Origin of the sequence: Candidatus Erwinia haradaeae (assembly GCF_900698995.1) — a bacterium.
In the GTDB taxonomy this organism is placed as follows: domain Bacteria; phylum Pseudomonadota; class Gammaproteobacteria; order Enterobacterales; family Enterobacteriaceae; genus Erwinia_E; species Erwinia_E haradaeae_C.
The window spans coordinates 984731-1011462 of sequence record NZ_LR217735.1 but is presented as its reverse complement, the minus strand read 5'-3'; the positions used below and the strand labels follow the sequence as shown (position 1 = coordinate 1011462).

Annotated in this window: 16 protein-coding genes, 2 tRNA genes and 3 rRNA genes; 12 read left to right on the top strand and 9 right to left on the bottom strand. The window is 33.4% G+C overall.

Annotation, left to right across the window (positions count from 1 at the left end; all coding sequences use genetic code 11):
- Positions 1-27: 27 nt before the first annotated feature.
- The 11 genes from ERCISPPA3004_RS03225 to rrf all read left to right on the top strand — a co-directional run bounded on the left by ERCISPPA3004_RS03225 (position 28) and on the right by rrf (position 13272).
- Positions 28-1311: a citrate synthase gene (locus tag ERCISPPA3004_RS03225; protein ID WP_157990635.1), complete on the top strand. Its 1284-nt coding sequence runs from the start codon at positions 28-30 to the stop codon at positions 1309-1311.
- 1291 nt (positions 1312-2602) lie between these two features.
- Positions 2603-3415: a tRNA pseudouridine(38-40) synthase TruA gene (truA, locus tag ERCISPPA3004_RS03220; RefSeq protein WP_157990634.1), complete on the top strand. Its 813-nt coding sequence runs from the start codon at positions 2603-2605 to the stop codon at positions 3413-3415.
- A 242-nt stretch (positions 3416-3657) separates the two neighbouring features.
- Positions 3658-4341, top strand: a complete 684-nt coding sequence (locus tag ERCISPPA3004_RS03215) for a YggS family pyridoxal phosphate-dependent enzyme (RefSeq protein WP_157990633.1) — start codon at positions 3658-3660, stop codon at positions 4339-4341.
- 54 nt (positions 4342-4395) lie between these two features.
- Complete coding sequence (locus ERCISPPA3004_RS03210; RefSeq protein ID WP_157990632.1) at positions 4396-4935, top strand: YggT family protein; 540 nt, start codon at positions 4396-4398, stop codon at positions 4933-4935.
- Between the two features lie 439 nt (positions 4936-5374).
- Positions 5375-5668, top strand: a complete 294-nt coding sequence (locus ERCISPPA3004_RS03205) for a co-chaperone GroES (RefSeq protein ID WP_157990631.1) — start codon at positions 5375-5377, stop codon at positions 5666-5668.
- A 69-nt stretch (positions 5669-5737) separates the two neighbouring features.
- Positions 5738-7384, top strand: coding sequence for a chaperonin GroEL (gene groL, locus ERCISPPA3004_RS03200; RefSeq protein WP_157990630.1), 1647 nt, complete (start codon positions 5738-5740; stop codon positions 7382-7384).
- A 652-nt stretch (positions 7385-8036) separates the two neighbouring features.
- Positions 8037-9578 (top strand): 16S ribosomal RNA (locus tag ERCISPPA3004_RS03195).
- A gap of 76 nt (positions 9579-9654) precedes the next feature.
- A tRNA-Ile gene (locus ERCISPPA3004_RS03190) sits at positions 9655-9731 on the top strand.
- 128 nt (positions 9732-9859) lie between these two features.
- Positions 9860-9935 (top strand) — tRNA-Ala (locus tag ERCISPPA3004_RS03185).
- Between the two features lie 175 nt (positions 9936-10110).
- Positions 10111-13048, top strand: a 23S ribosomal RNA gene (locus ERCISPPA3004_RS03180).
- A 108-nt stretch (positions 13049-13156) separates the two neighbouring features.
- A 5S ribosomal RNA gene (gene rrf, locus ERCISPPA3004_RS03175) occupies positions 13157-13272 on the top strand.
- The 16S, 23S and 5S rRNA genes sit together here with 2 tRNA genes alongside, the layout of an rRNA operon.
- Positions 13273-13350: 78 nt before the next feature.
- On the opposite strand, the gene ERCISPPA3004_RS03170 is transcribed toward rrf, so the two are convergent.
- From ERCISPPA3004_RS03170 to pepP, 3 genes are read right to left on the bottom strand one after another with little or no spacing between them, the layout of a single operon-like run.
- Positions 13351-14568 carry an FAD-dependent monooxygenase gene (locus ERCISPPA3004_RS03170; RefSeq protein WP_157990629.1) on the bottom strand — a complete coding sequence of 406 codons (1218 nt, stop codon included), beginning with the start codon at positions 14566-14568 and terminating at the stop codon, positions 13351-13353.
- Between the two features lie 9 nt (positions 14569-14577).
- Entirely contained in the window at positions 14578-15756 is a 1179-nt protein-coding gene (ubiH, locus tag ERCISPPA3004_RS03165; RefSeq protein WP_157990628.1) for a 2-octaprenyl-6-methoxyphenyl hydroxylase, read from the bottom strand.
- The gene (gene pepP, locus ERCISPPA3004_RS03160; protein WP_157990710.1) at positions 15753-17069 is read right to left on the bottom strand and encodes a Xaa-Pro aminopeptidase; all 1317 of its coding nucleotides are present in this window, start codon (positions 17067-17069) and stop codon (positions 15753-15755) included. The genes ubiH and pepP overlap by 4 nt, the downstream gene beginning before the upstream one ends.
- Before the next feature lie 1223 nt (positions 17070-18292).
- On the opposite strand from pepP, the gene zapA reads away from it, so the two are divergent.
- Complete coding sequence (gene zapA / locus ERCISPPA3004_RS03155) at positions 18293-18604, top strand: cell division protein ZapA (RefSeq protein ID WP_157990627.1); 312 nt, start codon at positions 18293-18295, stop codon at positions 18602-18604.
- A 490-nt stretch (positions 18605-19094) separates the two neighbouring features.
- Here zapA and ptsN read toward each other — a convergent pair whose 3' ends face one another.
- From ptsN to kdsD, 6 genes are all read right to left on the bottom strand, one after another.
- On the bottom strand, positions 19095-19580 hold the full coding sequence (ptsN, locus tag ERCISPPA3004_RS03150; protein WP_157990626.1) for a PTS IIA-like nitrogen regulatory protein PtsN: 486 nt from the start codon (positions 19578-19580) through the stop codon (positions 19095-19097).
- Between the two features lie 1407 nt (positions 19581-20987).
- Positions 20988-21716 carry an LPS export ABC transporter ATP-binding protein gene (gene lptB / locus ERCISPPA3004_RS03145; RefSeq protein ID WP_157990625.1) on the bottom strand — a complete coding sequence of 243 codons (729 nt, stop codon included), beginning with the start codon at positions 21714-21716 and terminating at the stop codon, positions 20988-20990.
- 28 nt (positions 21717-21744) lie between these two features.
- Positions 21745-22272 (bottom strand): lipopolysaccharide transport periplasmic protein LptA, encoded by a 528-nt coding sequence (gene lptA / locus ERCISPPA3004_RS03140; protein WP_157990624.1) that lies wholly within the window; start codon positions 22270-22272, stop codon positions 21745-21747.
- The gene (gene lptC, locus ERCISPPA3004_RS03135; RefSeq protein ID WP_157990623.1) at positions 22208-22825 is read right to left on the bottom strand and encodes an LPS export ABC transporter periplasmic protein LptC; all 618 of its coding nucleotides are present in this window, start codon (positions 22823-22825) and stop codon (positions 22208-22210) included. The genes lptA and lptC overlap by 65 nt, the downstream gene beginning before the upstream one ends.
- A 2-nt stretch (positions 22826-22827) precedes the next feature.
- Positions 22828-23391: a 3-deoxy-manno-octulosonate-8-phosphatase KdsC gene (kdsC, locus tag ERCISPPA3004_RS03130; protein ID WP_157990622.1), complete on the bottom strand. Its 564-nt coding sequence runs from the start codon at positions 23389-23391 to the stop codon at positions 22828-22830.
- Positions 23392-24094: 703 nt separating this feature from the next.
- On the bottom strand, positions 24095-25087 hold the full coding sequence (kdsD, locus tag ERCISPPA3004_RS03125) for an arabinose-5-phosphate isomerase KdsD (RefSeq protein ID WP_157990621.1): 993 nt from the start codon (positions 25085-25087) through the stop codon (positions 24095-24097).
- Between the last annotated feature and the right edge of the window lie 1645 nt (positions 25088-26732).

Here is a 26732-nt window from a genome sequence, read left to right as displayed (position 1 = left end):
GATTATCTAATTAGGAGATTATACTACATGGTAAAAAAAACAGCAACAATCATTATAGATAAAAAACCACCTATTGAGTTGGATGTTTTGACAGGAACTTTAGGATATGAAGAGATTGACATTCGAAGTCTTGGCTCTCGAGGGTATTTTACCTTTGATCCAGGATTTACCTCTACTGCATCTTGCGAGTCTAAAATTACTTATATTGATGGCGAAAAAGGTATTCTTTTACATCGAGGGTTCCCGATTGATCAATTAGCACTACACTCAAATTATCTAGAGCTTTGTTATATACTTTTACATGGTGAGATACCTAGTAAAAAACAATTTCGAGATTTTAAGGTTTCTATAAATCGACACACCATGTTACATGAACAGATTCATCATTTATTTCGTGGTTTTTGTCGTGATTCTCATCCCATGGCATTAATGTGTGGTATTACTGGAGCTTTATCTGCATTTTATCATGATACTATAGATGTAAACATTAAATGGCATCGTGAAGTGGCGGCTATTCGTTTATTAGCAAAAATGCCAACTATGGCCGCAATGTGTTATAAATATTCTATTGGTCAGCCTTTTGTTTATCCTCGTAACGGTTTTTCATATGCAGGGAATATTCTGCGTATGATGTTTTCTACGCCCTGTGATGAATACGAAGTGAATCCAATTGTTGAAAAGGCTATGGATCGGATCCTGATGTTACACGCTGATCATGAACAAAATGCGTCGACTTCTACTGTGCGAACTGTCGGCTCTTCTGGCGCAAATCCGTTTGCCTGTATTGCAGCAGGGATCGCTTCACTATGGGGTCCGGCTCATGGTGGAGCAAATGAAGCTTGTTTGCTTATGCTAGAAGAGATTGGTAGCGTTGATCATATTCCCGAGTTCTTACGACGAGCCAAGGATAAAAATGATGCCTTTCGTTTAATGGGTTTTGGGCATAGGGTATATAAAAACTATGATCCAAGAGCTCTTGTGATGCGAGAAACGTGTCATGAGATTCTAAAGGAATTAAGTCTTGAAAAGGATTTGATGGAAGTAGCCATGGAACTAGAACGTATTGCTTTAAATGATCCTTATTTTATTGAGCGTAAACTTTATCCTAATGTTGATTTTTATTCGGGGATTATTCTAAAGGCAATGGGCATTCCTTCTTGTATGTTTACAGTAATTTTTGCCATGGCTCGAACTGTTGGTTGGATTGCACATTGGAAAGAAATGTATGATAATGGGATTAAAATTGCGCGTCCTCGTCAACTGTATACTGGTTATAATCAACGTAAATTTGTTTCAAAAATTAATAAGTAAGTTATCACCTAATTTATTTATATTTATTATTTAGTTGTTGTAAGTCGAGCAGATTATCTACTTTAATGATTAAGATAAATTAAGGTAAAAAAATTCAATCCGCAAGCTGATAAATTGGTGATTGTTTATGTTTTATTATGCTCTGAACATTTATTCAGGCTGATGAGATTAAAAAATAAGATGAGCTCATTGTAACAAAGAGAACTCTAAAAAATATGATCTTGTGAAAATCTTATTTACAAATATGAGACATGGCCAATGTAAATTCTCATCATAGAGCTGAGAGAATCAAAGTGATTAGAAATTAAATTTTCTAATGCATACTATTAAAAATAAGACTTTATTATACTATATTTAAAAAATAGTAATATATTATTGATAATTGTATAGGATCTATATTATTAATAACTGCATAAATCTAGAATAAAATCCTATACGCCGGTATATTTTATTTTTTTTATTTTATTTTATTTATAACAGTATTGTTGTCAAGCACACAGTGAATTAATTGGCAAGAGGCATATAGTTAGTATTAGAAAATTATTGATGATATTTAATGTTAGGTTTGTCATATTAAAGTTTTTTAAAAGAACGGTGTATAATATAAGCGGAAGATTTATCAATAAATCTATTTAATCAATAGATATTAAAATTTTTTGGAATAAGAATTTGGAATATATTGGGCTTTATTTTCTGTAAGAGATATAGATTAGTGATGTTATATTTTTATAATTAAGAAAATTATTGATATTAGTAAATTTTACTTATAACATATTTAATATGTTATAAATGCATTTTGCAATATCTTTTTATATTGTTAAAAGTATTTATATTTTACAAATTATCTCCTTTTCGATGTGCTAAAAATTTATATACATTCACTATTAATGATATATATACATACCTTGGATGATATATATACCTTGATAAATGTATACATCTTAATAAGGTGCTAAAAAAGGTGCTAAAAATTATTTTAGATAAAGATAAATATGTTTAGTGTTTAACCTGTTAGCCTAATTTTTAGACAAATATTAATTTTGTACATATCAGAATATATTGATATAAAAATAAATATATTAAGTGAATTTGATTTAGTGAGTTATTATGTATAATACAGTAATATGTTATAGCAATTACAATTATTACTTACTTTACGTTAAACTGGAAATTTAGATCAGTGTAAAAAATTATTAGAGGTTCTATTTTATGCATAAAGTATAATTATAGCTCAGAGGTATGTTAGAGGTTGTTAAATAATAAAATCACCTATTATTTTTTATAAAAAATTATGCTAAATTCTATTATAAAATTAGCATTCGGTATTGAGTATAATGGGACTCATTATTGCGGGTGGCAGCGACAGCGTGAAGCGAGCAGTGTGCAAGAAGAGTTAGAGCGAGCAATATCCAAAGTTGCCAATCACGTTATTGATGTGGTTTGTGCAGGACGTACAGATTCAGGGGTTCATGCTATTGGGCAGGTTATTCATTTTGAGACTACGTCTGAACGTAAAAATATATCTTGGATAAGAGGCGTTAATTCTTATTTGCCAACTGATATTGTTGTGTGTTGGGTAAAAGTAATGCCAAATGGGTTTCATGCACGTTTCAGTGCTATTTCGCGTAGTTATCGTTATATAATTTATAACCATCCGTATCATCGCCCCGCGATTTTTTCTGGCGGCGTGGCATATTATAATGATTTCTTAGACACGGATAAAATGCAGCGTTCGGCACAGTGCTTGTTAGGTGAAAATGATTTCACATCATTCCGTTCTAGTCAATGCCAATCAAAGAGCTCTAAGAGATATGTAATAGATCTTACTGTAACAAGGCGTGGTTTATATGTGCTGATTGATATTCAAGCTAACTCATTTGTTCATCATATGGTGAGAAATATCGTCGGTAGTTTAATAGAAGTCGGGTGCGGTCATCAGCCTGAGAATTGGATTAGTAATATTTTATTGCACAAAGATCGTCAATTAGCTGCTGGGACTGCATATTCTCATGGGCTATATTTAATGTTAGTTCGCTATCCTATTCATTATGAAGTTCCTCAGTCTTTAGCAGAAGACTTTTTTTTAATTTCTTTACTATCATAACACATGTAAAGTAATTATTTTTGTAAATAAGATGTATAGAGAATCTGTAAAATTTTTTATTAATTTAGCACAAAATAATATTTTTTAGAGTTTTTCTAAGGAAGTGATACCAAATCACAAGCAGGTATTACATGATCTGATTTATGTCTTTAATGTATGTATCTAATCTTATTTAATCTTTATTTTTTTTAAAGTAATAAATAAATGTTCAATTCTTCTCTATTTTTTTGGTTGTGCATTTCATGATTGAAAACAATATAAAAAATATTCGTCAGCGCATCTTATTAGCGACAGAAAGATGTCAGCGTGATCCAAAAGAGGTGACTATATTAGCAGTGAGTAAAACTAAAACTACTGCTGATATTAAGCAAGCAATAGCGGCAGGTCAAGATTGTTTTGGTGAAAACTACATACAGGAAGGAGTGCAAAAAATTCAATTTTTGGCAAATCCTGGTTTGACGTGGCATTTTATTGGTTCAGTTCAATCTAATAAAAGTCGTTTAGTGGCTCAATACTTTGACTGGTGTCAAAGCGTTAATTCTTTGAATTGTGCTAATCGACTTAATTATCAACGTACAAGTTTCCAAAAGCCGTTAAATATACTAATTCAAGTTAATATTAATAATGAGCAAACTAAATTTGGTGTATCTTTAAAAGAGCTTTCAACATTAGCGGAACAGGTATCGCAATTGCCATATTTAAAACTACGAGGTTTAATGGCAATTCCAGCACTAAAAGAAACTTATCACCATCAATTGATAATCTATCAGAAAATGTCAGAGGCGTTTCAAGAGTTACAGAATGTGTATACTAGCGTTGATACTTTATCTTTAGGTATGAGTAACGATATGGAAGCTGCGATTATCGCAGGTAGTACTATGGTGCGTATTGGTACTGCAATTTTTGGCAGCCGAGTACAAAAATAAATTAAGTTAGTTCTGTATAAAATACGTTAATAAATATTTAACTTCAGGAGTCTCATGCTAGCATTAATTTTTTTAATAACCATCATCATAACAACATATGTTAAGGTTTTGTTATTGCATATCTGGTTGCAGTGGGTAAACTGTGATTGTTATAATCCACTGTCACAGTTAATAATAAAAATGACCAGACCTGTACTTGACCCATTTCGCCGCATTTTTAAATATAGTGGATCATGGGATATAATAGCTTTATTTATAGCATATATTATAAGTGTAATATCAGCGCCAGTAACATTAAAGTTATTTCATTTAGAGTCTGTTTTCTTTTATTTCGGGTTAGTAATATTACTTAAAGCTTGCGGGACACTAATATTTTGGGTGATAATGTCAAGATCATTAACTGGTTGGGTTAATTATGGCAATAATGCGATTGATTATGTATTGATACAGCTGACAGAGCCATTGCTGATACCAATTCGTCGTCTGATGTCACCTGTTAGTGGTTTCGATTTTTCTATAATGGTCGTTATGATGATACTTTATATGCTAAATTTTCTTGGCGCAGAATATATTCCTGGCTGGATTAATTTTTAAAAATCTCAGCGAAGTTGTATGTTATCTTTTTAAAAATAGTAGTGGTTTTTGTATCATCCACCGTTATGATTGCATATAATGTTAGTTATAGTGGCTGGTTTTATTGTAATATCTGATTTGTTTGTTAAGTTTTTTATCATTCTATTGTGGCAATAATAATAGATAACTTCATAGATTTTTCATGCAGTTATAATATTATAAATGAGTTAATATATTTTTATGTATTAAAGTCAGATGTGAGCACATATCTCAGACCATGTTTTATATGTTTATGTTAAATGGCTGCAGTGATCTAAATTAAAAAAAATATTACCTACCCCTTGAAAGATGGGGTATCTAGCCATATCTATATTAATTAGAGGTCGCTTACTATTTATTGTATAGTTGGCTTTTATCTGAAACTAACAAGGTGGCAAGGTTACTCAAAGGAGAGCTAACAATGAAAATTCGCCCTTTACATGATCGTGTAATAGTTAAGCGCGCAGCAGCTGAATCTAAGTCATCCGGTGGAATTGTATTAACTGGTACTGCGGCAGGAAAATCAACTCGTGGTGAAGTAATGGCAGTTGGTAATGGTCGAGTTCTAGAAAATGGTCAAGTAAGACCTATGGATGTAAAAGTAAGTGATGTAGTCATCTTTAATGAGGGGTATGGCGTTAAGACCGAAAAAATTGATAATGAAGAAGTTTTAATTCTTTCAGAAAGTGATATTCTAGCAGTTGTCGAGGCATAAATAATTAATTACATTATATCTATCATATTTAATGAATATTAATATAATAAGTAATAAGGAAAATATCAAATGGCAGCTAAAGATGTAAAGTTCGGCAATGATGCGCGCGTCAAAATGTTGCGTGGAGTTAATATATTAGCTGATGCAGTAAAAGTAACTTTAGGGCCAAAAGGTCGTAATGTTATTCTTGATAAGTCTTTTGGCGCGCCTAATATTACTAAAGACGGTGTGTCTGTAGCTCGTGAAATAGAGCTTGAAGATAAGTTTGAAAATATGGGTGCTCAGATGGTGAAAGAAGTAGCATCCAAGGCTAACGAAGCTGCTGGTGATGGAACAACCACCGCAACTGTATTAGCTCAGTCCATTGTAAATGAAGGTCTTAAGGCAGTAGCTGCGAGCATGAATCCAATGGATTTGAAACGCGGTATTGATAAAGCAGTTATTGCTGCAGTAGAAGAGTTAAGAAAACTATCAGTTCCGTGCAATGATTATAAAGGTATTGCACAAGTAGGTACTATTTCAGCCAATGCTGACGAAACTGTTGGTGAGCTTATTGCTAAAGCAATGGAAAAAGTAGGAAAAGAAGGTGTTATTAGTGTCGAAGAAGGTACCAGTCTGCAAGATGAACTAGCTGTCGTTGAAGGCATGCAGTTTGATCGTGGTTATTTATCTCCTTATTTCATTAATAAGCCAGACACTGGTTCTGTAGAGTTAGAATCTCCTTTTATTTTACTTGTAGATAAAAAAATTTCTAATATTCGTGAACTTTTACCAACATTGGAATCCGTGGCTAAAGCTGGAAAGTCATTATTAATTATTGCAGAAGATGTTGAAGGTGAAGCTTTAGCGACTTTAGTTGTGAATACTATGCGTGGTATTGTTAAAGTTGCTGCAGTTAAAGCGCCAGGATTTGGAGATCGTCGCAAAGCAATGTTACAGGATATAGCAGTATTGACTGGTGGTACTGTTATTTCAGAAGAGCTCGGCATGGAGTTAGAAAAAGCAGTTGTAGAAGATATGGGTCAAGCAAAACGTGTTGTTGTTACTAAAGATACCACTACAATTATTGATGGTAGAGGTAAAGAATCAGCTATCTCTGGTCGTGTAACTCAAATTCGTCAACAGATAGAAGAAGCAACTTCAGATTATGATCGAGAAAAACTACAAGAGCGTGTAGCCAAATTGGCAGGTGGTGTAGCTGTAGTAAAAGTGGGTGCAGCAACTGAAGTTGAAATGAAAGAGAAAAAAGCACGTGTCGAGGATGCCTTAAACGCTACTCGTGCTGCAGTTGATGAAGGCGTAGTAGCTGGAGGTGGTGTTGCTTTAGTAAGAGTCGCTGCCTTACTTTCAAACTTGCGTGGTCAGAATGAGGATCAAAATGTAGGAATTAAAGTGGCCCTACGTGCAATGGAATCTCCAATGCGTCAGATTGTTTCTAATGCGGGCGCAGAGGCTTCTGTCGTGACTAACACTGTAAAATTAGGTGAAGGTAATTACGGGTATAATGCTCAAACTGAAGAGTATGGGGACATGATTGGATTTGGTATTCTGGATCCAACTAAAGTGACTCGTTCTGCGTTGCAATACGCATCTTCTGTCGCTGGGTTGATGATTACCACTGAATGTATGGTAACCGATTTACCTAAAGGTGATGCGCCTGATGCTGGTTCAGCCACTAACGGTGGTATGGGCGGTGGTATGGGCGGCATGATGTAATGTCGTTTGTTTGATTTTGCCTCCTACTAAAAGGTAGGAGGCGTTAATAATATAAAATAAGTGTGCTTTGATAAATTGCGTATATTACAATAAATATTAAAAATAATATCGTCTATACAAATGGTAATATTGTTAATATTTATTGTAATAGATTTTTTATTTCTAAAAAGATGAAATCTTATAAAAAATCAGTTGACTTGATAAAATAAAGGTGTATATTAATATTTATTAACAGGAAGTATTTAAAAGTAGTTTAAAAGTATTAAAAATTTTTTATTGTTCTTTAAAAATTTATCAGAAAATCTGTGTGGGCACTCAAAGGATGTCTATCAGCACCGAAAGGTGCTAAGATATATACATCACGTTCTTAAGAGCGAGCTACTAATAGTATATAATATTTAGTATTAGTTAAGCATTAGTAATTAATGATTAATATTTTAATATTTTTAGTATTTACTCTATTATTATTGTATTTTAGTTAGTATATATAGATGTATCTAGATGATATGTCTACTTATATCATCTATTATATTATGTTTATAGTGTTTGATATATATACATAGTATATTATTTTAATTATATTATATTGTTTAATATATCGTTCAAACTTAAGTATTACTAGAATTTATTTTTTAGTAATTAAAATTGAATTTAATTGAAGAGTTTGATCATGGCTCAGATTGAACGCTGGCGGCAGGCCTAACACATGCAAGTCGAACGGTAGCGAAAAGAAGCTTGCTTCTTTGACGACGAGTGGCGAACGGGTGAGTAATATCTGGGAAACTGCCTGATGGAGGGGGATAACTACTGGAAACGGTGGCTAATACCGCATAATGTCTTCTGACCAAAGTGGGGGATCATTTGACCTCACACCATCGGATGTGCCCAGATGGGATTAGCTTATAGGTGAGGTAATGGCTCACCTAGGCGACGATCCCTAGCTGGTCTGAGAGGATGGCCAGCCACACTGGAACTGAGACACGGTCCAGACTCCTGCGGGAGGCAGCAGTGGGGAATATTGCACAATGGGCGAAAGCCTGATGCAGCCATGCCGCGTGTATGAAGAAGGCCTTCGGGTTGTAAAGTACTTTCAGCGGGAAAGAAATAAATAGAGTTAATAACTTTAATTATTGACGTTACCCGCAAAAGAAGCACCGGCTAACTCCGTGCCAGCAGCCGCGGTAATACGGAGGGTGCGAGCGTTAATCGGAATTACTGGGCGTAAAGGGCACGCAGGCGGACTATCAAGTCGGATGTGAAATCCCCGGGCTTAACCTGGGAACTGCATTCGAAACTGGTAGACTAGAGTTTCGTAGAGGGGGGTAGAATTCTAGGTGTAGCGGTGAAATGCGTAGAGATCTGGAGGAATACCGATGGCGAAGGCGTCCCCCTGGACGAAAACTGACGCTCAGGTGCGAAAGCGTGGGGAGCAAACAGGATTAGATACCCTGGTAGTCCATGCCGTAAACAATGTCGACTTGGAGGTTGTTCCCGAGTGGAGTGGCTTCCGTAGCTAACGCGTTAAGTCGACCGCCTGGGGAGTACGGCCGCAAGGTTAAAACTCAAATGAATTGACGGGGGCCCGCACAAGCGGTGGAGCATGTGGTTTAATTCGATGCAACGCGAAAAACCTTACCTAACCTTGACATCCATGGAATTTTATAGAAATATGAAAGTGCCTTCGGGAACCGTGAGACAGGTGCTGCATGGCTGTCGTCAGCTCGTGTTGTGAAATGTTGGGTTAAGTCCCGCAACGAGCGCAACCCTTATCCTTTTTTGCCATCGATTCGGTCGGGAACTCAAAGGAGACTGCCGGTGATAAACTGGAGGAAGGTGGGGATGACGTCAAGTCATCATGGCCCTTATGGTTAGGGCTACACACGTGCTACAATGGTGTATACAAAGAGAAGCTACCTCGCGAGAGCAAGCGGACCTCATAAAATACATCGTAGTCCGGATCGGAGTCTGCAACTCGACTCCGTGAAGTCGGAATCGCTAGTAATCGTGGATTAGAATGCCACGGTGAATACGTTCCCGGGCCTTGTACACACCGCCCGTCACACCATGGGAGTGGATTGCAAAAGAAGTAGGTAGCTTAACTTTCGAGAGGGCGCTTACCACTTTGTGGTTCATGACTGGGGTGAAGTCGTAACAAGGTAACCGTAGGGGAACCTGCGGTTGGATCACCTCCTTAAACTTAAGGATAGCATCTGGAGAAGTGTCCACACAGATTTTTTGATGAGTAGAATATAAACAAGCAAAATCTTTGTAGGCTTGTAGCTCAGGCGGTTAGAGCGCACCCCTGATAAGGGTGAGGTCGGTGGTTCAAGTCCACTCAGGCCTACCAAATTTTATGAATTCTACTGTTAGGTTAGACTAAACAGTTTATGATGCATCATGAAATTAAAAACTGCCTGAGCATAATTTTTAGAATGTGATTAAATAAAATATTCTATATTTTATTTATTTTGTTATGGGGTTATAGCTCAGCTGGGAGAGCGCCTGCTTTGCACGCAGGGGGTCAGCGGTTCGATCCCGCTTAACTCCACCATGTGATTTATTATAAAATATAAGTTGCATAAAAATATATTATCTACTACAATAGTATAGATTATATATCAATATATTTTTGTTTTAATATTAACAGTGCTCTTTAAAAATTTGGAACAAGTTGAAAATTATTAATTAATTTTAATAGTAAGTAGTAAGACGCTTGTGGGTTGTAAGGTTAAGTGAAAAAGCGTACACGGTGGATGCCTAGGCAGTCAGAGGCGATGAAGGGCGTGCTAATCTGCGAAAAGCGTCGGGAAGGTGATATGAACCGCTATAGCCGACGATACCCGAATGGGGAAACCCGATACAATAAATTGTATCATCATGTTATAAATTCATAGTAACATGAAGCGAACCGGGGGAACTGAAACATCTAAGTACCTCGAGGAAAAGAAATCAATTGAGATTCCCTAAGTAGTGGCGAGCGAATGGGGAAATAGCCCAGAACCATCATCAGTTATCGAATTAGCAGAAGTGACTGGAAAGTTGCACAATAAAGGGTGATAGTCCCGTATGCAAAAATACGATAATTGTGAGTTCGAAGAGTAGGACGGGACACGTGATATCTTGTTTGAATATGGGGGGACCATCCTCTAAGGCTAAATACTACTGACTGACCGATAGTGAACCAGTACCGTGAGGGAAAGGCGAAAAGAACCCCGATAAGGGGAGTGAAAAGAACCTGAAACCGTGTACGTACAAGCAGTAGAAGCATTTTTTATGTGACTGCGTACCTTTTGTATAATGGGTCAGCGACTTGTATTTTGTAGCAAGGTTAACCGTATAGGGGAGCCGCAGGGAAACCGAGTCTTAAATGGGCGAAAGTTGCAGGATACAGACCCGAAACCCGGTGATCTAGCCACGGGCAGGTTGAAGGTTAGGTAACACTAACTGGAGGACCGAACCGACTAATGTTGAAAAATTAGCGGATGACCTATGGTTAGGGGTGAAAGGCCAATCAAACCGGGAGATAGCTGGTTCTCCCCGAAAGCTATTTAGGTAGCGCCTTGTAATCTCATCTTCGGGGGTAGAGCTCTGTTTTGGTCAGGGGGCCATACCGGTTTGCCAAGCCAATGCAAACTACGAATACCGAAGAATGCAATTACAGGAGACACACGGCGGGTGCTAACGTCCGTCGTGAAGAGGGAAACAACCCAGACCGCCAGCTAAGGTCCCAAAGTCATGGTTAAGTGGGAAACGATGTGAGAAGGCTCAGACAGCCAGGATGTTGGCTTAGAAGCAGCCATCATTTAAAGAAAGCGTAAAAGCTCACTGGTCGAGTCGGCTTGCGCGGAAGATGTAACGGGGCTCAAACCATGCACCGAAGCTGCGGCATCGAATGCATCACTAAAAATGTATTAAAAGACATTTTTAGTGATGCATTCGATGGGTAGGGGAGCGTTCTGTAAATCGCTGAAGGCATGCTGTGAAGCATGTTGGAGATATCAGAAGTGCGAATGCTGACATGAGTAACGATAAAGCGGGTGAAATGCCCGCTCGCCGAAAGACTAAGGGTTCCTGTCCAACGTTAATCGAGGCAGGGTTAGTCGACACCTAAGGTGAGGCCGAAAGGCGTAATCGATGGACAACAGGTTAATATTCCTGTACTACTATGACTGCAAAGGGGGGACGGAGAAGGCTATGTTAGCCAGGCGTCGGTTGTCCTGGTTTAAGTATGTAAGTCGAGTGTTAGATAAATCCTTTCACTCATAAAGACTGAGGTGCAATGACGAAGCGCTAAGGCGCTGAAGTAACAAATGCCATGCTTCCAGGAAAAGCCTCTAAGCATCAGGTTATAGTTAATCGTACTCCAAACCGACACAGGTGGTCAGGTAGAGCATACCTAGGCGCTTGAGAGAACCCGGGTGAAGGAACTAGGCAAAATGGTGCCGTAACTTCGGGAGAAGGCACGCTGACATTAAGGTAGAACGACATGCTCGTCGAGCTAAAGTCAGTCGAAGAAAACAGCTAGCTGCAACTGTTTATTAAAAACACAGCACTGTGCAAACACGAAAGTGGACGTATACGGTGTGACGCCTGCCCGGTGCCGGAAGGTTAATTGATGGGGTTATCTGTAAGGAGAAGCTCTTGATCGAAGCCCCGGTAAACGGCGGCCGTAACTATAACGGTCCTAAGGTAGCGAAATTCCTTGTCGGGTAAGTTCCGACCTGCACGAATGGCGTAATGATGGCTAGGCTGTCTCCACCCGGGACTCAGTGAAATTGAAATCGCTGTGAAGATGCAGTGTACCCGCGGCAAGACGGAAAGACCCCGTGAACCTTTACTATAGCTTGACACTGAACACTGATTTTTAATGTGTAGGATAGGTGGGAGGCTATGAAACGAAAACGCTAGTTATCGTGGAGCCAATCTTGAAATACCACCCTTTAAGTTTTATTGTTCTAACCTGGCACCGTTAACCGGTGTGGGGACAGTGTCTGGTGGGTAGTTTGACTGGGGCGGTCTCCTCCTAAAGAGTAACGGAGGAGCACTAAGGTCAGCTAATCACGGTCGGATATCGTGAGGTTAGTGCAATGGCATAAGCTGGCTTGACTGCGAGAGTGACGATTCGAGCAGGTGCGAAAGCAGGTCATAATGATCCGGTGGTTCTGTATGGAAGGGCCATCGCTCAACGAATAAAAGGTACTCCGGGGATAACAGGCTGATACCGCCCAAGAGTTCATATCGACGGCGGTGTTTGGCACCTCGATGTCGGCTCATCACATCCCGGGGCTGAAGCAGGTCCCAAGGGTACGGTTGTTCGCCGTTTAAAGTGGTACGCGAGCTGGGTTTAGAACGTCGTGAGACAGTTCGGTCCCTATCTGCCGTGGGCGTTGGAAAATTGAGAGGGGTTGCCCCTAGTACGAGAGGACCGGGGTGAACGTACCGCTGGTGTTCGGGTTGTCATGCCAATGGCATTGTCCGGTAGCTAAGTACGGAAAAGATAAGCGCTGAAAGCATATAAGCGCGAAACTTGCCTCAAGATGAGTTTTCCCAGACTCTTAAAGAGTCCTAAAGGGACGTTGAAGACTACGACGTTGATAGGTTGGGTGTGTAAGCATAGCAATATGTTGAGCTAACCGATACTAATGACCCGTGAGGCTTAACCTTACAACACCAGAAGCGTCTTTAATATAGAAATTTATAATTAAATACATTTAGCTTGTCGTAAAAGTTCGTTTTTTATAAACGAACTAAAGAGGAAATATAAGAATATTGTCTAGTGGCCATAGCGCGGTGGCCCCACCTGATCCCATGCCGAACTCAGAAGTGAAACGCCGTAGTGCCGATGGTAGTGTGGGGTCTCCCCATGTGAGAGTAGGGAACTGCTAGGCATCAAATTCAAAAAAACCACCTATTTTTAGAATAGGTGGTTTTTTTTTAATTATCTCAATAAGATAAAAATGAAATGATTAACGCAGCCAGTTTGGTATATTGGTCATGCCTTGTGCATTTTTCAGTAGATAAGATTTTATACTTGGTAGTTGATTGATTATTGTCAGCAAACTATCACGTAAAAATTTTTTTCTTAAATTTTCACCTATAAAAATTCTATAACAACCTTCGGTGCCTATTAATGTCTGAAATGTACTATATTTTCGTCGTCTCTCATAACGACGCAAATGCTGATGTTGACCAATATCTTTACCTTGGTGATGAAGGCGGCGAATCTCTCCAATAAGCTCAGCCGCATCCATCAGACCAAGGTTTAAACCTTGGTCTGATAAAGGATAAATGGTATGTGCGGAGTTACCGACTAAAACTAGTCGATTAAAAATAAATTTATGTGTGTAACATCCTTGCAATGGCAAGACTTGACGCATACCTTCTGCGTTGCATAGTCCAAGTTTAACATCAAAATTAACTGATAAGTGCTGATTAAATAGTGCCTCAGACGTACCTGCTAAATATTCAGCTTTTTCTGGTAAAAGAGACCAGATAATAGCACCTAAATTAGGGTCTATAAGAGGAAGAAAAACGAGAATACTATTATTATGGAATATCTGATAAGCTGTCTTTTGATGAGGTATTTCTGTGCGAATATTAGAAATTAGTGCATTATGTTTATAATTCCAAGATAATAAAGGGATTTTAATATGCTGACGAAGTGATGAGTCTGCTCCGTCTGCTGCGATTATAAGATTAGTGGAAATCACAGTATTTTTTTTAAGGAAAATTAGAGCCTTTTTATCTTTAAGGGACACTTTTATGACTTTTTCTGAGGTGATAATTGTCATATTATGTAAATTTTTTACATATTGCCATAGAAAATCATGTACCTTTTTGTTCTCAATTATATATCCCAGAGAGCGCGCAGGATTTCTCCTTAAGGACTCCTCAAAAGTAATGTTTCCAAAACTATCTCTCTCCCACATTTCCATACGATAGAAAGTACTAGTATTGATATTTAATATATTACTCCATATGCCAAAGTGTTGAAATAAGAATTTACTTGCTTGATTTAGAACTGAAAAATGTTTTGCATGAGGAGATATAATCTCTGTATTTATAGGGGTCTTTGGTAAAGTTGATTCGATGATAAGTACTTGAAGGCCTAGATCTTGCAAACCACAAGCTACTGATAATCCGACGATGCCAGCTCCAAAAATAACTATATCATAATGATCCATAATTTTCTCTTAACTTTTCAACCAGCCTAAAGTCCACTGAGCAATTATATTTCGTAGCTGTGGTGTGTGATCTATTACTGCCATCCCAACAGTGCGCCCAATTACTAATAGTGCTTTTTTTGTAGAAAATATATTAATTAACCCGTTAGTGATCGCAATAGTTGTTCGTACATCTCGCTCTCTTAATTTTTGATAGTACTGTAGAGATCTACTATCTCCTTTGTCTTTTTTGTTTTTCCAAACAATTTTAAGGGTATCTATTAACGACATAACGTCACGAATACCAAGGTTAAAGCCTTGTCCAGCAACAGGATGTAAAGTTTGTGCAGCATTTCCAATTAAAATTAGGCGATGAGATATGTTTTGACCAACAATTTGTAATTTTAATGGATAAATTTTTCTTTTTCCGGTATTTTCAAGATGTCCTAGACGCCAACCAAATGTTTTTTGTAATTGAATAAGAAATTCTTGATCACTTAAACGATACGTTGCTTCTGCGTTTGATATTGATTGACACCAGACAACCGAACTGTATCCATTTTTTATTGGTAACATAGCAAGCGGTCCATCAGTGGTGAATCGTTCAAAAGCCCATCCTTTATGTTCTAATTGTGTAGAAATAGTAGCTACAACTGCTCTTTGTGGATACTGAATATGATATTGTTTAATTCCGCAAATTTTAGCAACATTAGACGATGTTCCATCGGCAGCCACTAATAAAGTGCCACATAGTGTTCTTTGATTATCCAGAATAACACGTACAAAATCTTTTGTACGTTCGATATGGGAAATTTTATTAGGACAATATATGGAAATACCAGGGGCATCTTTAAGGAGAATTAACAATATTCTGAGTGCGCTCTTTAATTCTATCACATGTCCTAATGAAGAGACATTATAATCTGTTGCCCTCATAATAATAGAGCCAGGAAAACCACGATCACTGATATGAATATTAGTAATTTTAGTCGCAATCGGTTCAAGAGATGACCAAATTTTAAAAGCAGATAATGTTGTGCAAGTCGCTTCAGATAGCGCAATACTACGCCCAGGAGTATCTGAAGAAAAACGCATATCAAGGTCTGATGCTTCTATTAGATTTACTAATTGCCTGCCTTGTGTTTCATGAGAAATAGCCAGTGCTAATGTGATACCAACTATTCCTCCTCCCGCGATAATAATACTCATAATTTTTTTTTATTCATCATTAAAATTTCAATTTTGGCGATGTCTTTTTCTGCAAGAATAGTTAGGTTTTCATTTCCATCCTTTGTAATGAGAATATCATCCTCAATACGAATACCAATACCGAGATATTCTTTAGGTACATGCGCGTCAGGGGCGATATAGATACCTGGTTCAATTGTAAGAACCATGCCAGGTTCTAGTACGCGGTTATAGTTTTCCCCATAACTACCTACATCATGTACATCTAAACCTAACCAATGACTTAGATTATGCATAAAAAATTGATGGGTAGCATTCTCCTCAATTAAAGTTTCTAAATTACCATGCAGGATATTGAGCTGAACAAGACGTCTTGTTATCATTTGTGTTACTTTTTTGGTAACTTGAAAAATAGTAGTGCCGGGTTTATATAGTGAAAGCCCTAAATTTATCGCATCTAGTACAATACTATAAATAGCGCGTTGAGGAGCACTAAATATTCCATTTACTGGAATAGTTCTTGTAATATCTCCAGCGTAGCCTTGTAATTCACAACCAGCATCTATAAGCACTAAGTCTCCAGATTTAATTTTGTTTTCATTATTATTATAGTGTAAAATACAGGCGTTTTTACCAGAGCCAATAATTGTATTATACGATGTAAATCGCGCGCCGTTTCTATTAAATTCATACTGAATTTCACCTTCTAATTGGTATTCATACATGCCTGGAGACAAGCATGAAATAGCACGCTGATGCCCTAAAGCGCTAATATGCCCCGCTGCTCGCAATAGATTTTGTTCTGCTTTAGATTTTATCAAACGAAGCTCATGTACCCATGGTCGCCAGTCAGCTATTACACTAGGTGCAGAAAAATTTTGTAGTGCACTGTTTTGTAGTTTATTTAAGGCGTCTAAAACGATAGAATCTGAAGCATTATCCTGTCCCTGTGCATGATAGATAATGTTTAAACCATTCAGAAAGTAGCATATATTATTGTGAATAGTGTCCCATGGAAAAGAATAATCAACTGCTAATTGAAAAGGTGCAGCGTCTTGACCAAGACAAGGACCTGACCAAGTCTTTGTTTGTAAGGTGGGTCTACGGTTAAAAAGAATACTATAATTTTGATAAGTTGTGCTTTTTATTAATAATAAAGCAGCTTCTGGTTCATTAAAGCCAGTAAAATATAAAAAGTTACTATTTTGTCGATAAGGGTATGTGTTATCTTTATTCCTCATAACTACTGATGCAGCAAAAAATAACGCTCCACTAGACGGAGCCATTTTGGATAATAGCATTTGACGACGATGTAAAAATTCTTTTTTAGTTATAATGAATTCTGAAGACATATTAAAGGAAGTTGATTAACGAAGTGTAATATTAGTAAAGTTGTGTATTGTGTTCTAGTTAAACATAACTACTTAATAAGAAAGTTAAAACAAAAAAGATAGTCAGTTTTTTCATATAAATTAATACATCTATAATTAATTACAGATCATATTATTTTAATCAAAACTAAAACGTTGCATGCAATATAAAATATTAATATTGATATCTTTTGTATTAGCATTAAAAGCTTGAGATGGAAATGCATATACTGTATAACAATTTTAATAGAAAAATAGATTTTTTTAAAAAAGTTATACATATAACTTATTCTAAGAATATAATCACCTTTTAGCTTAAAGTATAGTTAAGTAGAAATAAATAAATAAATTCCATTTTTACTACATCAAGACTATATTGAATAATTTTTTATTGTTATAGATTTTAGATTAGACACATTGATTATAAATCATATTGATTAAAATATAAAATATAAAATAGAAAAACGACTATTAAAATAATTAACAGGTTACTTGCTTGATGTGTTTGTCATAGAAAAATATTGAATTGTAAAATGTGATTCTAAAATCAGAGTATTCTAAAAGATAATATAAGTATATAGGATTAGATGTTATATTGAAAAATTAGTAAATAGATAGTCAGATGTGCGCTTTTGGTGATACTGTCATGGTTTATATAATAATTGATGAGGAATCAATGTATAATATTATGGTACTTTTGTTAAAGTAGATGAACATGGTGTACAAGATTTTACATAAATCTATATATAATCTTGTGTTTATTTACTTATAATTAAGCATCTCTGATATTTAATTATAAGTAATCTAATAAGATATCTACCATAAAAAATGTTAGCTTTTAATGTTATACTATAGCATAATGATTGATAATCTTTACATTTTTTCTAATTGTTAATATTACTTGTTCTAATGATGAAATTTTTATTTTTATTTACAAGATAATTAGAGTAGTTATTTTACATTGAACAGTTCAGAGTTAAAGTTTGTAAAGCATGTTTTATCATCAAAACAGAAGATATATAAAATTAATAATTTTATTATTATTACTAATATAATTATCTTAAATGATATAAAAATCACTCATAAAATTAACAATGTATGATTGTTAATTTAGTTAATTATTTTTTTATGAATAATGTAAACTATTTCTATTAGCTTGAAATATAGAAGTTAATTAGGATAATCAGATGCCTGAGAAACCGGTAGATTTGTATATTTTTGGGAATGCATTACGAGTTCACTGCCCTTTAGAACAAAGAGAAGCGCTGAGTGTAGCTGTAGAGGATTTAACAAAACAGTTAACTGATTTAAAAAATCGTACTAAGATCACTAATACTAATCAGTTAATTTTTAGCACTGCGTTAAATCTTTGTTATGCATTATCTCAGGAAAAACTTAAAAACAACAATAATGAAGAACATCTGGCGCAACGTATAAAAATATTATACACAGTTCTAGAAAAAACACTACATAATACTAAAAAAGTATTATCTAATTAAATAAATATTAGAAATATAAAATAGAATTTATGTAGATTTTATTTTTAGATGATTTGATATATTCCGCTTCTAATAGGGGAAAAAGTAATATATTCATATTATTTTTATCTAAATTTATTTCATGCTCGATATATAATATAAAGATGATTTAATATATGCGGATAGATTATAATTTATAAAAATATTATAGCTTATGGTATAAATAATCATTTTTAATGTACATCGAATATATTGAAAAGTTTATCAACTAATGGTTAATTTTTAACGCTAAATAATCAAATGATATTTGATATAGTAATAAATTTGATTTGTTTTTTATAGTTGTAGAATCCAAGGCAGAATCTTTTAACAATAAAAGGCTGAATCTAGTTTACTCAATAAATTATTAGAATCTTTTAAACTTTGAATTTTTGTTAATTAAAAATTAAATAAAAATACATTGTAGTATATTATCAAGAATTTTTATAAAACACTAACTATAATTTAATGATTATTCAATTTTATTATTTACTTTAGTAAAAATACTATATAAATCCTCATCACTACGTGCGGATCGAAGACGGCGTAAAATAGATTGATTTGCCAATCGCTTCGCTACTAAAGAGAGCGTATATAAGTGAGTTTTACATTGATCCGTTGGCGCTAATAAAGCAAATAAAAGATCAACAGGCTGATTATCAATGGCATCGAAAACTATAGGGTTTTCAAGATGCAAAAAAACACCGATAGTATGTAAAGTATCTTCTTTTAATGTGCCATGCGGAATAGCAATGCCATTGCCGATACCAGTGCTTCCCATTTTCTCACGTGTTTCTATTGCGTCTAAAATAATTTTTTGTGGTAGGCTAAGCTGACTAGCTGCAATCCTACTAATAATTTTTAAGGCTCCTTTTTTGTTGTTGCAATACACAGCATGACGTGTACATGATATGCTCAGTAATCCGCTAAGCTCTAGTTGAGAATTATTATTTATCATATCTTTACTTACTTATATATTGTTAAGAGGCGAACAATTCTGTATTTTTTTAGTAAAAAATACAAATACTTTATTAGAGTATATAATGCATGCAATAATAATCTCTTTTTATTTAGCAATTTTTTTAGAAATTATGATATTTGAATTTCAAGTGACTCAATTATGACTAAGTTTAAGAGACTTGATAGTTAATTAATAATATGTTTTTCATAAGTTTTAGTAAAAAATTATGTGATATTCATCATAATAGATATTTTTTATTTTCTGATTGCATTCTATTAAAGTGTTGTAAAATATTATAAATATAAATAATTTAAAAATTGTGAGGTGAATAGTATTATTATTATACATTTCTTATATTCTAAGTCTGTTATATGATATGATTTTTAAAATTATATATTAAAAAAATAATATTGATTTTATTTTTAATATGCTCATAGAAAAAGTAGATATAAATATCTAAATATTAACTTCAATTATTTCTATTTATATCTAAAAATATTGCTACTTTATTATGTACAATAGCTATTATAATTATCGCTGATAATATGATGAATAAAAAATATTCTTCTAATATATATTAAGTAATATATAAATATATTGTTAAAAATAAGATCTATAGTGATAGATTAATCAAAAAGAAATAGTGCAGTTTATTTTTGACTTATTTTAAAGAAAATAAAATAGCTACATAAAAAATAATTTGATAAAATAGAAACTATTATAATATTTACGTTTTTGACTTATGATAACAAACCTATCTATCATATATTATATAAAGATAAGATGAATTAATCATTTCGTGCGTATCTTCAATAATTTTCATTATTTGATCACAATAAATATACTTAGCGCAACGGTTTGTGATAAAATTAAAAATATGTTCTATAAATTTATATATAAAATAAATATAATATATATGTAAATTGTTTTTCTATTCATGTAAGTCGTATAAGTAATGAATATATATCTATAGTACATTACTAAAAAATACTTAGGTAAAACTCTAATTTTGATATAATTATTAATATGATATATATCAAATATTTATTATGAAAAATAGATTTGAATCTTTAGATTATAATTTTTATTAATTATATAACAATTAAGATCTTATAATGCAAAGAAGATTAATATTATTTTAATATAATGAACTTAACAGTATCTGTACTATAAGATTTCTGATATTTTTAATCATAATTTTATCTTAAAAATTTTTACTTTTACTTTATTTCTAATAAAAAGCATTATGGGGGCAGATTTAAATATTTCTGTTTATAAAACAATTTTTTGAGAATAGATAAAAAACATCAAATTATTTTATTGTCATCTTAATTGTAAGTAAAATTTTTTAGGTTTTCTAAAGATTAGATAATACCATCATATATAGTAATATAGAATATTTGTTTATAATTTAAATTCTGAGCCTAGATAGACACGCTGTACCTGCTCATCTGCCAGGATACTTTTTGGCATGCCATGAGAAATTAAATGTCCTTGATTAACAATATATGCACGCTGACATACTGCTAATGTTTCACGAACATTATGATCGGTAATTAATACACCTAAACCATTATTTCGAAGATGCTGTATAATATTTTTGATATCTGTTACTGAAATTGGATCTATACCAGCAAAAGGCTCATCTAAGAGAATAAACTTTGGGTTTGCTGCTAGCGCGCGTGCAATTTCAACACGTCGTCGCTCACCACCAGATAATGTGTGCCCCATTCTTTTACGTAAATGATTTTCAATATGAAATTCATCTAATAACTCATTAGCGCGATTTTTACGCTGTGTTTTAGTGAGATCATGACGTATCTCGAGCACAGACATTAAATTATCGTAAACACTTAGACGTCTAAAAATAGAACTTTCTTGCGGAAGATACCCAATTCCACGTCGCGCTCTTGCATGTAGCGGCAGTAGACTAATATCTTCTTGATCAAGAATAATTCGTCCTGAATCACGAGCTATAATTCCTGCTACCATGTAGAATGTTGTTGTTTTTCCTGCACCATTAGGCCCAAGTAAACCAATGATCTCGCCAGATCTTACATGTAGACTGACACCTTTGACTACAATACGACCTTGGTAGGTTTTTATTAAATTATCTATAAATAAGGTTGACATGTTAGTAATTTTTGTTCTTGAATGGCATTCAAGGTTTATAGTTATTTTGTAATTCTGAAGGCATAAGAATTGTAGTAATGCGATGATCATTATTACTACTAGCTTGTATTTTTTGTTCTTGCATTAAGTAGATAAGACGATCACATTGTATTCTGCTATGTAGTTGCCTAAAACAAGCATTACCAATTAATTCTACTTTATTGTCTTCTAAGTCATAATGAATTTTTTGCGCGGACCCTTGAACTGGTGTGTTATTATCTTGCATTTGATAAAAGGTCGTGAGATTACCATAAGCATCAATAATCATTTTTTTATTATCTCCATTTGGACGCGTCATGATAACCTTGCTAGCTAAAATCTTGATGGTACCTTGTGTTATATGCACATTACCAAAAGCTATTGCGGTATTTTTTTGCAAATTGACTGTCTGTCTTTCTGAATTTATATAAACAGGTTGACTAAAATCTCCACGTAGTGCAATTGAAGGTGTATTATACATCAGAAACAGGCTGCTTATACATATTTTTATGATTGCGGCTTCTATTTTTAATTTCATAAGAAGTTTTTACTTGACCAATTAATTCTGCAGTTTTATTACGTAAATTGCTATGTATTTTTGTACAAGCAGATTGAAAGTTTCGACCATAAAGTATAACGCTATCCTTAGAAGTAATATCTTGCGTTGTTAAGTTTACTATTGCTTTATTTGTTTTAATTTGTTTTATCTCTGTCATGCTAGACAGGCTATTTACTAGAATGTTACCATATAAATATAACATATTGTCATGAGTAAGTTTAGCTTGATTGGCTCGTATCTTCCAGGTAGCAAGTTTTTTATCGTCATATATTTCTATGATAGGGTAAATAAAATAGCTAATTTTATGATCAGAATAATATTGAGCTTTTTCAGCCATTATATGATAAGATATAAAACCTTGACTATTGTATAGTAGTACATGTAAGTTAGTGCTTATATGCATTGGTTCGTTAGCAGGATCACTCACATTAAAGATATCTTCTATGTTATGATGAGTTATGAGTGCTCCCAAGATTAAAAGGATAACTATTAAAGTTATTAATGTTATTACCCAGTTTTTTATTTTACTCATTACTAATTAGAGACACAATCTATGGTCATTTTTCCTTTTGATGTCAAAATTAAATCACAGATTTCTCGTACAGCTCCTCGTCCTCCAGCAATTCGTGTGATATAGTCAGCTTTAGAAAGTAAGATTGGATGTGCGTCAGACACTGTAATGCTTAAACCTACTTGCGCCATAACTGGCCAGTCCATTAGGTCATCACCAATATATGCTACTTGGTTTGTATTTAGCTTGAGTATGTCTAAAATTAGATAGAATGGTTTTATTTTATCAGACTGATCTTCATATAGATATTTTATTCCTAAAGTAGTGCAACGATCTGCAAGAAATTTTGATTTTCGCCCTGTAATAACTGCAACTTCGATCTTAGAGGTCAATAAGCACTGGATACCATATCCATCACGTACATGAAAGCCTTTAAATTCTTCACCATTATTTCCTTGGTAAATCGTTCCATTTGACATGACACCATCTACATCACAAATTAATAATTTCACCTGTTCTGCTTTCTGAATTATTGTGTGACTCACCGGTCCGTAGCAAGTTGAAATAAAAGTTTGTCTATTATTCATAATAATGATTCACTTGTGTTAATATTATTTAGGATTAGTCAGGGAATGGAGAATATATCAATGATCTAAATATTATACATAACGTAATATTATCAAATATATTATAATACAAGAGAGTATTAAATCAGTTTTAATTTTTTAGTATAGTTTTATTTGTGTATAATATAATTTTAATATAGCTACTATAACAAATGTATCCTGAAATCAATCAAAGGGAAAATAATATTATTTAATTAAAAGGTTAAATGATATAAAATTAAAGGTTTAAGTTTTAAATTCACACGGACGATAATATCTGTATATTATAATATTGTCTTAATGTATTATTTCTTAGATTTTATCTGTGATATTAATATTTTTTATGATTAAATTTTATTTAAAGATAATAATCAGACTATTTAGTCTGATTATTATCTTATGTGTAGCTATATGAAAATTTTCTACTTTCTATTTGTCAGATTAAGGTTGAGTGGGTTTATACTCACATTTTTTACAGTAGTTTTTAGTGTAGTGGTACAAGATCTAGCGTATAATAAGACATATCCTAATTATAAAAATTATTTTCTTATAATGCAAAGATCACAATCCTGATGTATTTAGATTTTTGATCTGATTATATCTAAGTATTGTATTATTTTATAAGTTTATTTACTGATAGCGTGCTGTTATTTTAGGTTATGATTTTCATGACGCATAACTTTTTCTAAGTTATGTTAGCACGCAGAATATCACGAATGTGAACTAGACCTAATAATTTATCGTTTCTAGAGATCATAACACAGGTAACATTTTTACTCTTCATCACGTTCACCGCATCGGCTACTAATGTTCTAGGTTGCATACATATGCCAAATTGAGTCATGACGCTATCTATTCTAAGATTCCTTACATTAATATTCATGTTTAAATTTAATATACGCCGCAGATCTCCATCTGTAAAAATACCTTTAATAAGACCTTCGATACTGCAAATTACTATAACCCCCATTTTTTTAGATGTCATATGCAGTAACGCTTGACCCAGAGATGCTTCTGGTTGGATTTGAGGAATATCATTACCAGTATGCATAATATCTTCTACACGAAGTAATAGCTTATGACCTAATGCTCCACCTGGATGAGAAAGAGCAAAATCTTCTTGCGTGAAACCTCTGGCATTTAATAATGCAATTGCTAATGCATCACCCATGACAAGTGCAGCAGTAGTACTACTTGTCGGCGCTAGACCTAAAGAGCAGGCTTCTTGTGGTACTTTAACGCATATATGAATCTTGGCAGCACATGCCATGGTGCTTCCTGGTCTGCTGGTGATGCAAATTAATACAATATTACGACGTTTTAAGACAGGGATCAATGTTAAGATCTCTAACGTCTCACCAGAATTAGAAATAGCGATAACTATATCATTAGTACAAACCATTCCTAGATCACCATGATTTGCTTCAGCGGGATGTACAAAAAAAGAAGGTGTTCCAGTACTAGCAAAGGTTGAGGCAATTTTTTTACCAATATGACCTGATTTTCCAATTCCCATTACCACTACTTTTCCACGACAGTGATAAATGATTTTGCAAGCATGAGCAAAATCTTTATTGATATACTGATCTAGTTGTTGTAGTCCTTCACGTACAATTTTCAATACCGCCCTACCAGTTTTCTGAAAATTACAAGGACTTTCAGTGACTAGGTGCGTCATATATTTCAGATCCTTGTGCTAGAAAATTATGAATTAGATAGAGTTTATTATTATAGAAGATAATGTATATAATATATATTATTAGTATACATCATTTGATGGTATAATTTTATACTTAAATTAAATGTTATATAGTATATAATAGATCTTTAATGTAATTTGTTTTAAATAATCACAATGATAGATAGAGTCTTTTTACGTATAGACATTTAAATTGTTTCTATAGTACGAATTAGTTTAAAGTATTCTTGTTGTCTAAATTAGTTTTGTATACATACAATTAATAAAATACAGCGGGGTTTTATTATATTACTGATTTAGTAAATAAAATGTCAGTATGTTCACTATATATAAAGAAGAGAGCATGATTACATTAAAGACTCTAGTCTTTATAATAAAGAAATATTATCAGAGAATATTGAGTAAGGCGTAATTAAATTTACAAGGCGTAATTAAATCTATAATATATTATATTTTTATTATGTAGAAAAGAATCAAAAATGTTATAAATGTCAGATAATTATATATTGCATGATCAATAAATCAATCGAATGGCATGCACTTTGTGTTATGATAATTTTTGTAATGAGTGAGAAATATTTTTTAAATGATAAGGGTATATTGGTAATAATTATATATATTCTCTCTTAATTAGTTTTTAATTTTTACCTTAATTAAAGAATATTTGCTTTTTTTCTAAAAAAGTGGGTTTTTAAACAATAAAAGTCAATACAAGTTATTTTAAGATGAAAATCATTATAAAAACAATTTATTATGTTGTGTAGCGAATAATATTAGATATGCATAAAAGTGATTGGATTTTTAATTACTAATACTAAGTATTTTTATGAGGATCCATAAAAAATAAATATTTCTTTTATGATTTATTATAAATCTACAAATATCTCAAGGAATATTCATATTTCTTAGTGATGAATTCTTAATTTATTATTGTGGTCTGATTTTTTTGTTTTTATAAAAAAACATATAAGCAATAAAAATATCTTATATGTTAACTAAGTAGTTTTAATTCTGATTATTTAGTAAAATGTATAATGATTATATCATGTAAATTTATAAAAATCTTTAATTTTTTGCAAAGAAGCAAAGATATGTATGTGCTTAATATTGCACAATACAATATAATTGTAACGTCAAAATTCCCACAATATTAGATCAATATGATTTATTTTTTATCTTTAAGATAGTAGAATTAATTAAGATTGTACCAGATCTATTTGAAAACATAAAAATAGATTATTATAGATAATATTAAAAATATTACTGCAATATGCTAATAATTATCCGATTTTGATTAATTGTTAAAACTAATTATGCGCTAAGTACCAATATGCAAGATATTATCTAATTTTATTATAGATAGTATGCGATATGATATACTATACTATTTTATTTTTTAGATAAGGCGGTGCATGTCATATATTTGCACTTTTTATTCTTGTTTGTTTAACGTGAACAAATTACATTCAAGTAATATATATAGTATCAGTAATTGTGTTTGATGATTCCATCATATGGAATGCATCTAAACTGATTTAAATAGATATTATTTTATTAATTGTTAGTAAGAGTGTTCATAGATATGTTATGTAATTATCTTTTCATCTTATATTTTTGTCTTACA

Coding starts and splice junctions, on each gene's coding strand:
- ERCISPPA3004_RS03225 (WP_157990635.1), top strand. CDS start 28: ATGGTAAAAAAAACAGCAACAATCATTATAGATAAAAAACCACCTATT.
- truA (WP_157990634.1), top strand. CDS start 2,603: ATGCTAAATTCTATTATAAAATTAGCATTCGGTATTGAGTATAATGGG.
- ERCISPPA3004_RS03215 (WP_157990633.1), top strand. CDS start 3,658: ATGATTGAAAACAATATAAAAAATATTCGTCAGCGCATCTTATTAGCG.
- ERCISPPA3004_RS03210 (WP_157990632.1), top strand. CDS start 4,396: ATGCTAGCATTAATTTTTTTAATAACCATCATCATAACAACATATGTT.
- ERCISPPA3004_RS03205 (WP_157990631.1), top strand. CDS start 5,375: ATGAAAATTCGCCCTTTACATGATCGTGTAATAGTTAAGCGCGCAGCA.
- groL (WP_157990630.1), top strand. CDS start 5,738: ATGGCAGCTAAAGATGTAAAGTTCGGCAATGATGCGCGCGTCAAAATG.
- ERCISPPA3004_RS03170 (WP_157990629.1), bottom strand. CDS start 14,568: ATGGATCATTATGATATAGTTATTTTTGGAGCTGGCATCGTCGGATTA.
- ubiH (WP_157990628.1), bottom strand. CDS start 15,756: ATGAGTATTATTATCGCGGGAGGAGGAATAGTTGGTATCACATTAGCA.
- zapA (WP_157990627.1), top strand. CDS start 18,293: ATGCCTGAGAAACCGGTAGATTTGTATATTTTTGGGAATGCATTACGA.
- ptsN (WP_157990626.1), bottom strand. CDS start 19,580: ATGATAAATAATAATTCTCAACTAGAGCTTAGCGGATTACTGAGCATA.
- lptB (WP_157990625.1), bottom strand. CDS start 21,716: ATGTCAACCTTATTTATAGATAATTTAATAAAAACCTACCAAGGTCGT.
- lptA (WP_157990624.1), bottom strand. CDS start 22,272: ATGAAATTAAAAATAGAAGCCGCAATCATAAAAATATGTATAAGCAGC.
- lptC (WP_157990623.1), bottom strand. CDS start 22,825: ATGAGTAAAATAAAAAACTGGGTAATAACATTAATAACTTTAATAGTT.
- kdsC (WP_157990622.1), bottom strand. CDS start 23,391: ATGAATAATAGACAAACTTTTATTTCAACTTGCTACGGACCGGTGAGT.
- kdsD (WP_157990621.1), bottom strand. CDS start 25,087: ATGACGCACCTAGTCACTGAAAGTCCTTGTAATTTTCAGAAAACTGGT.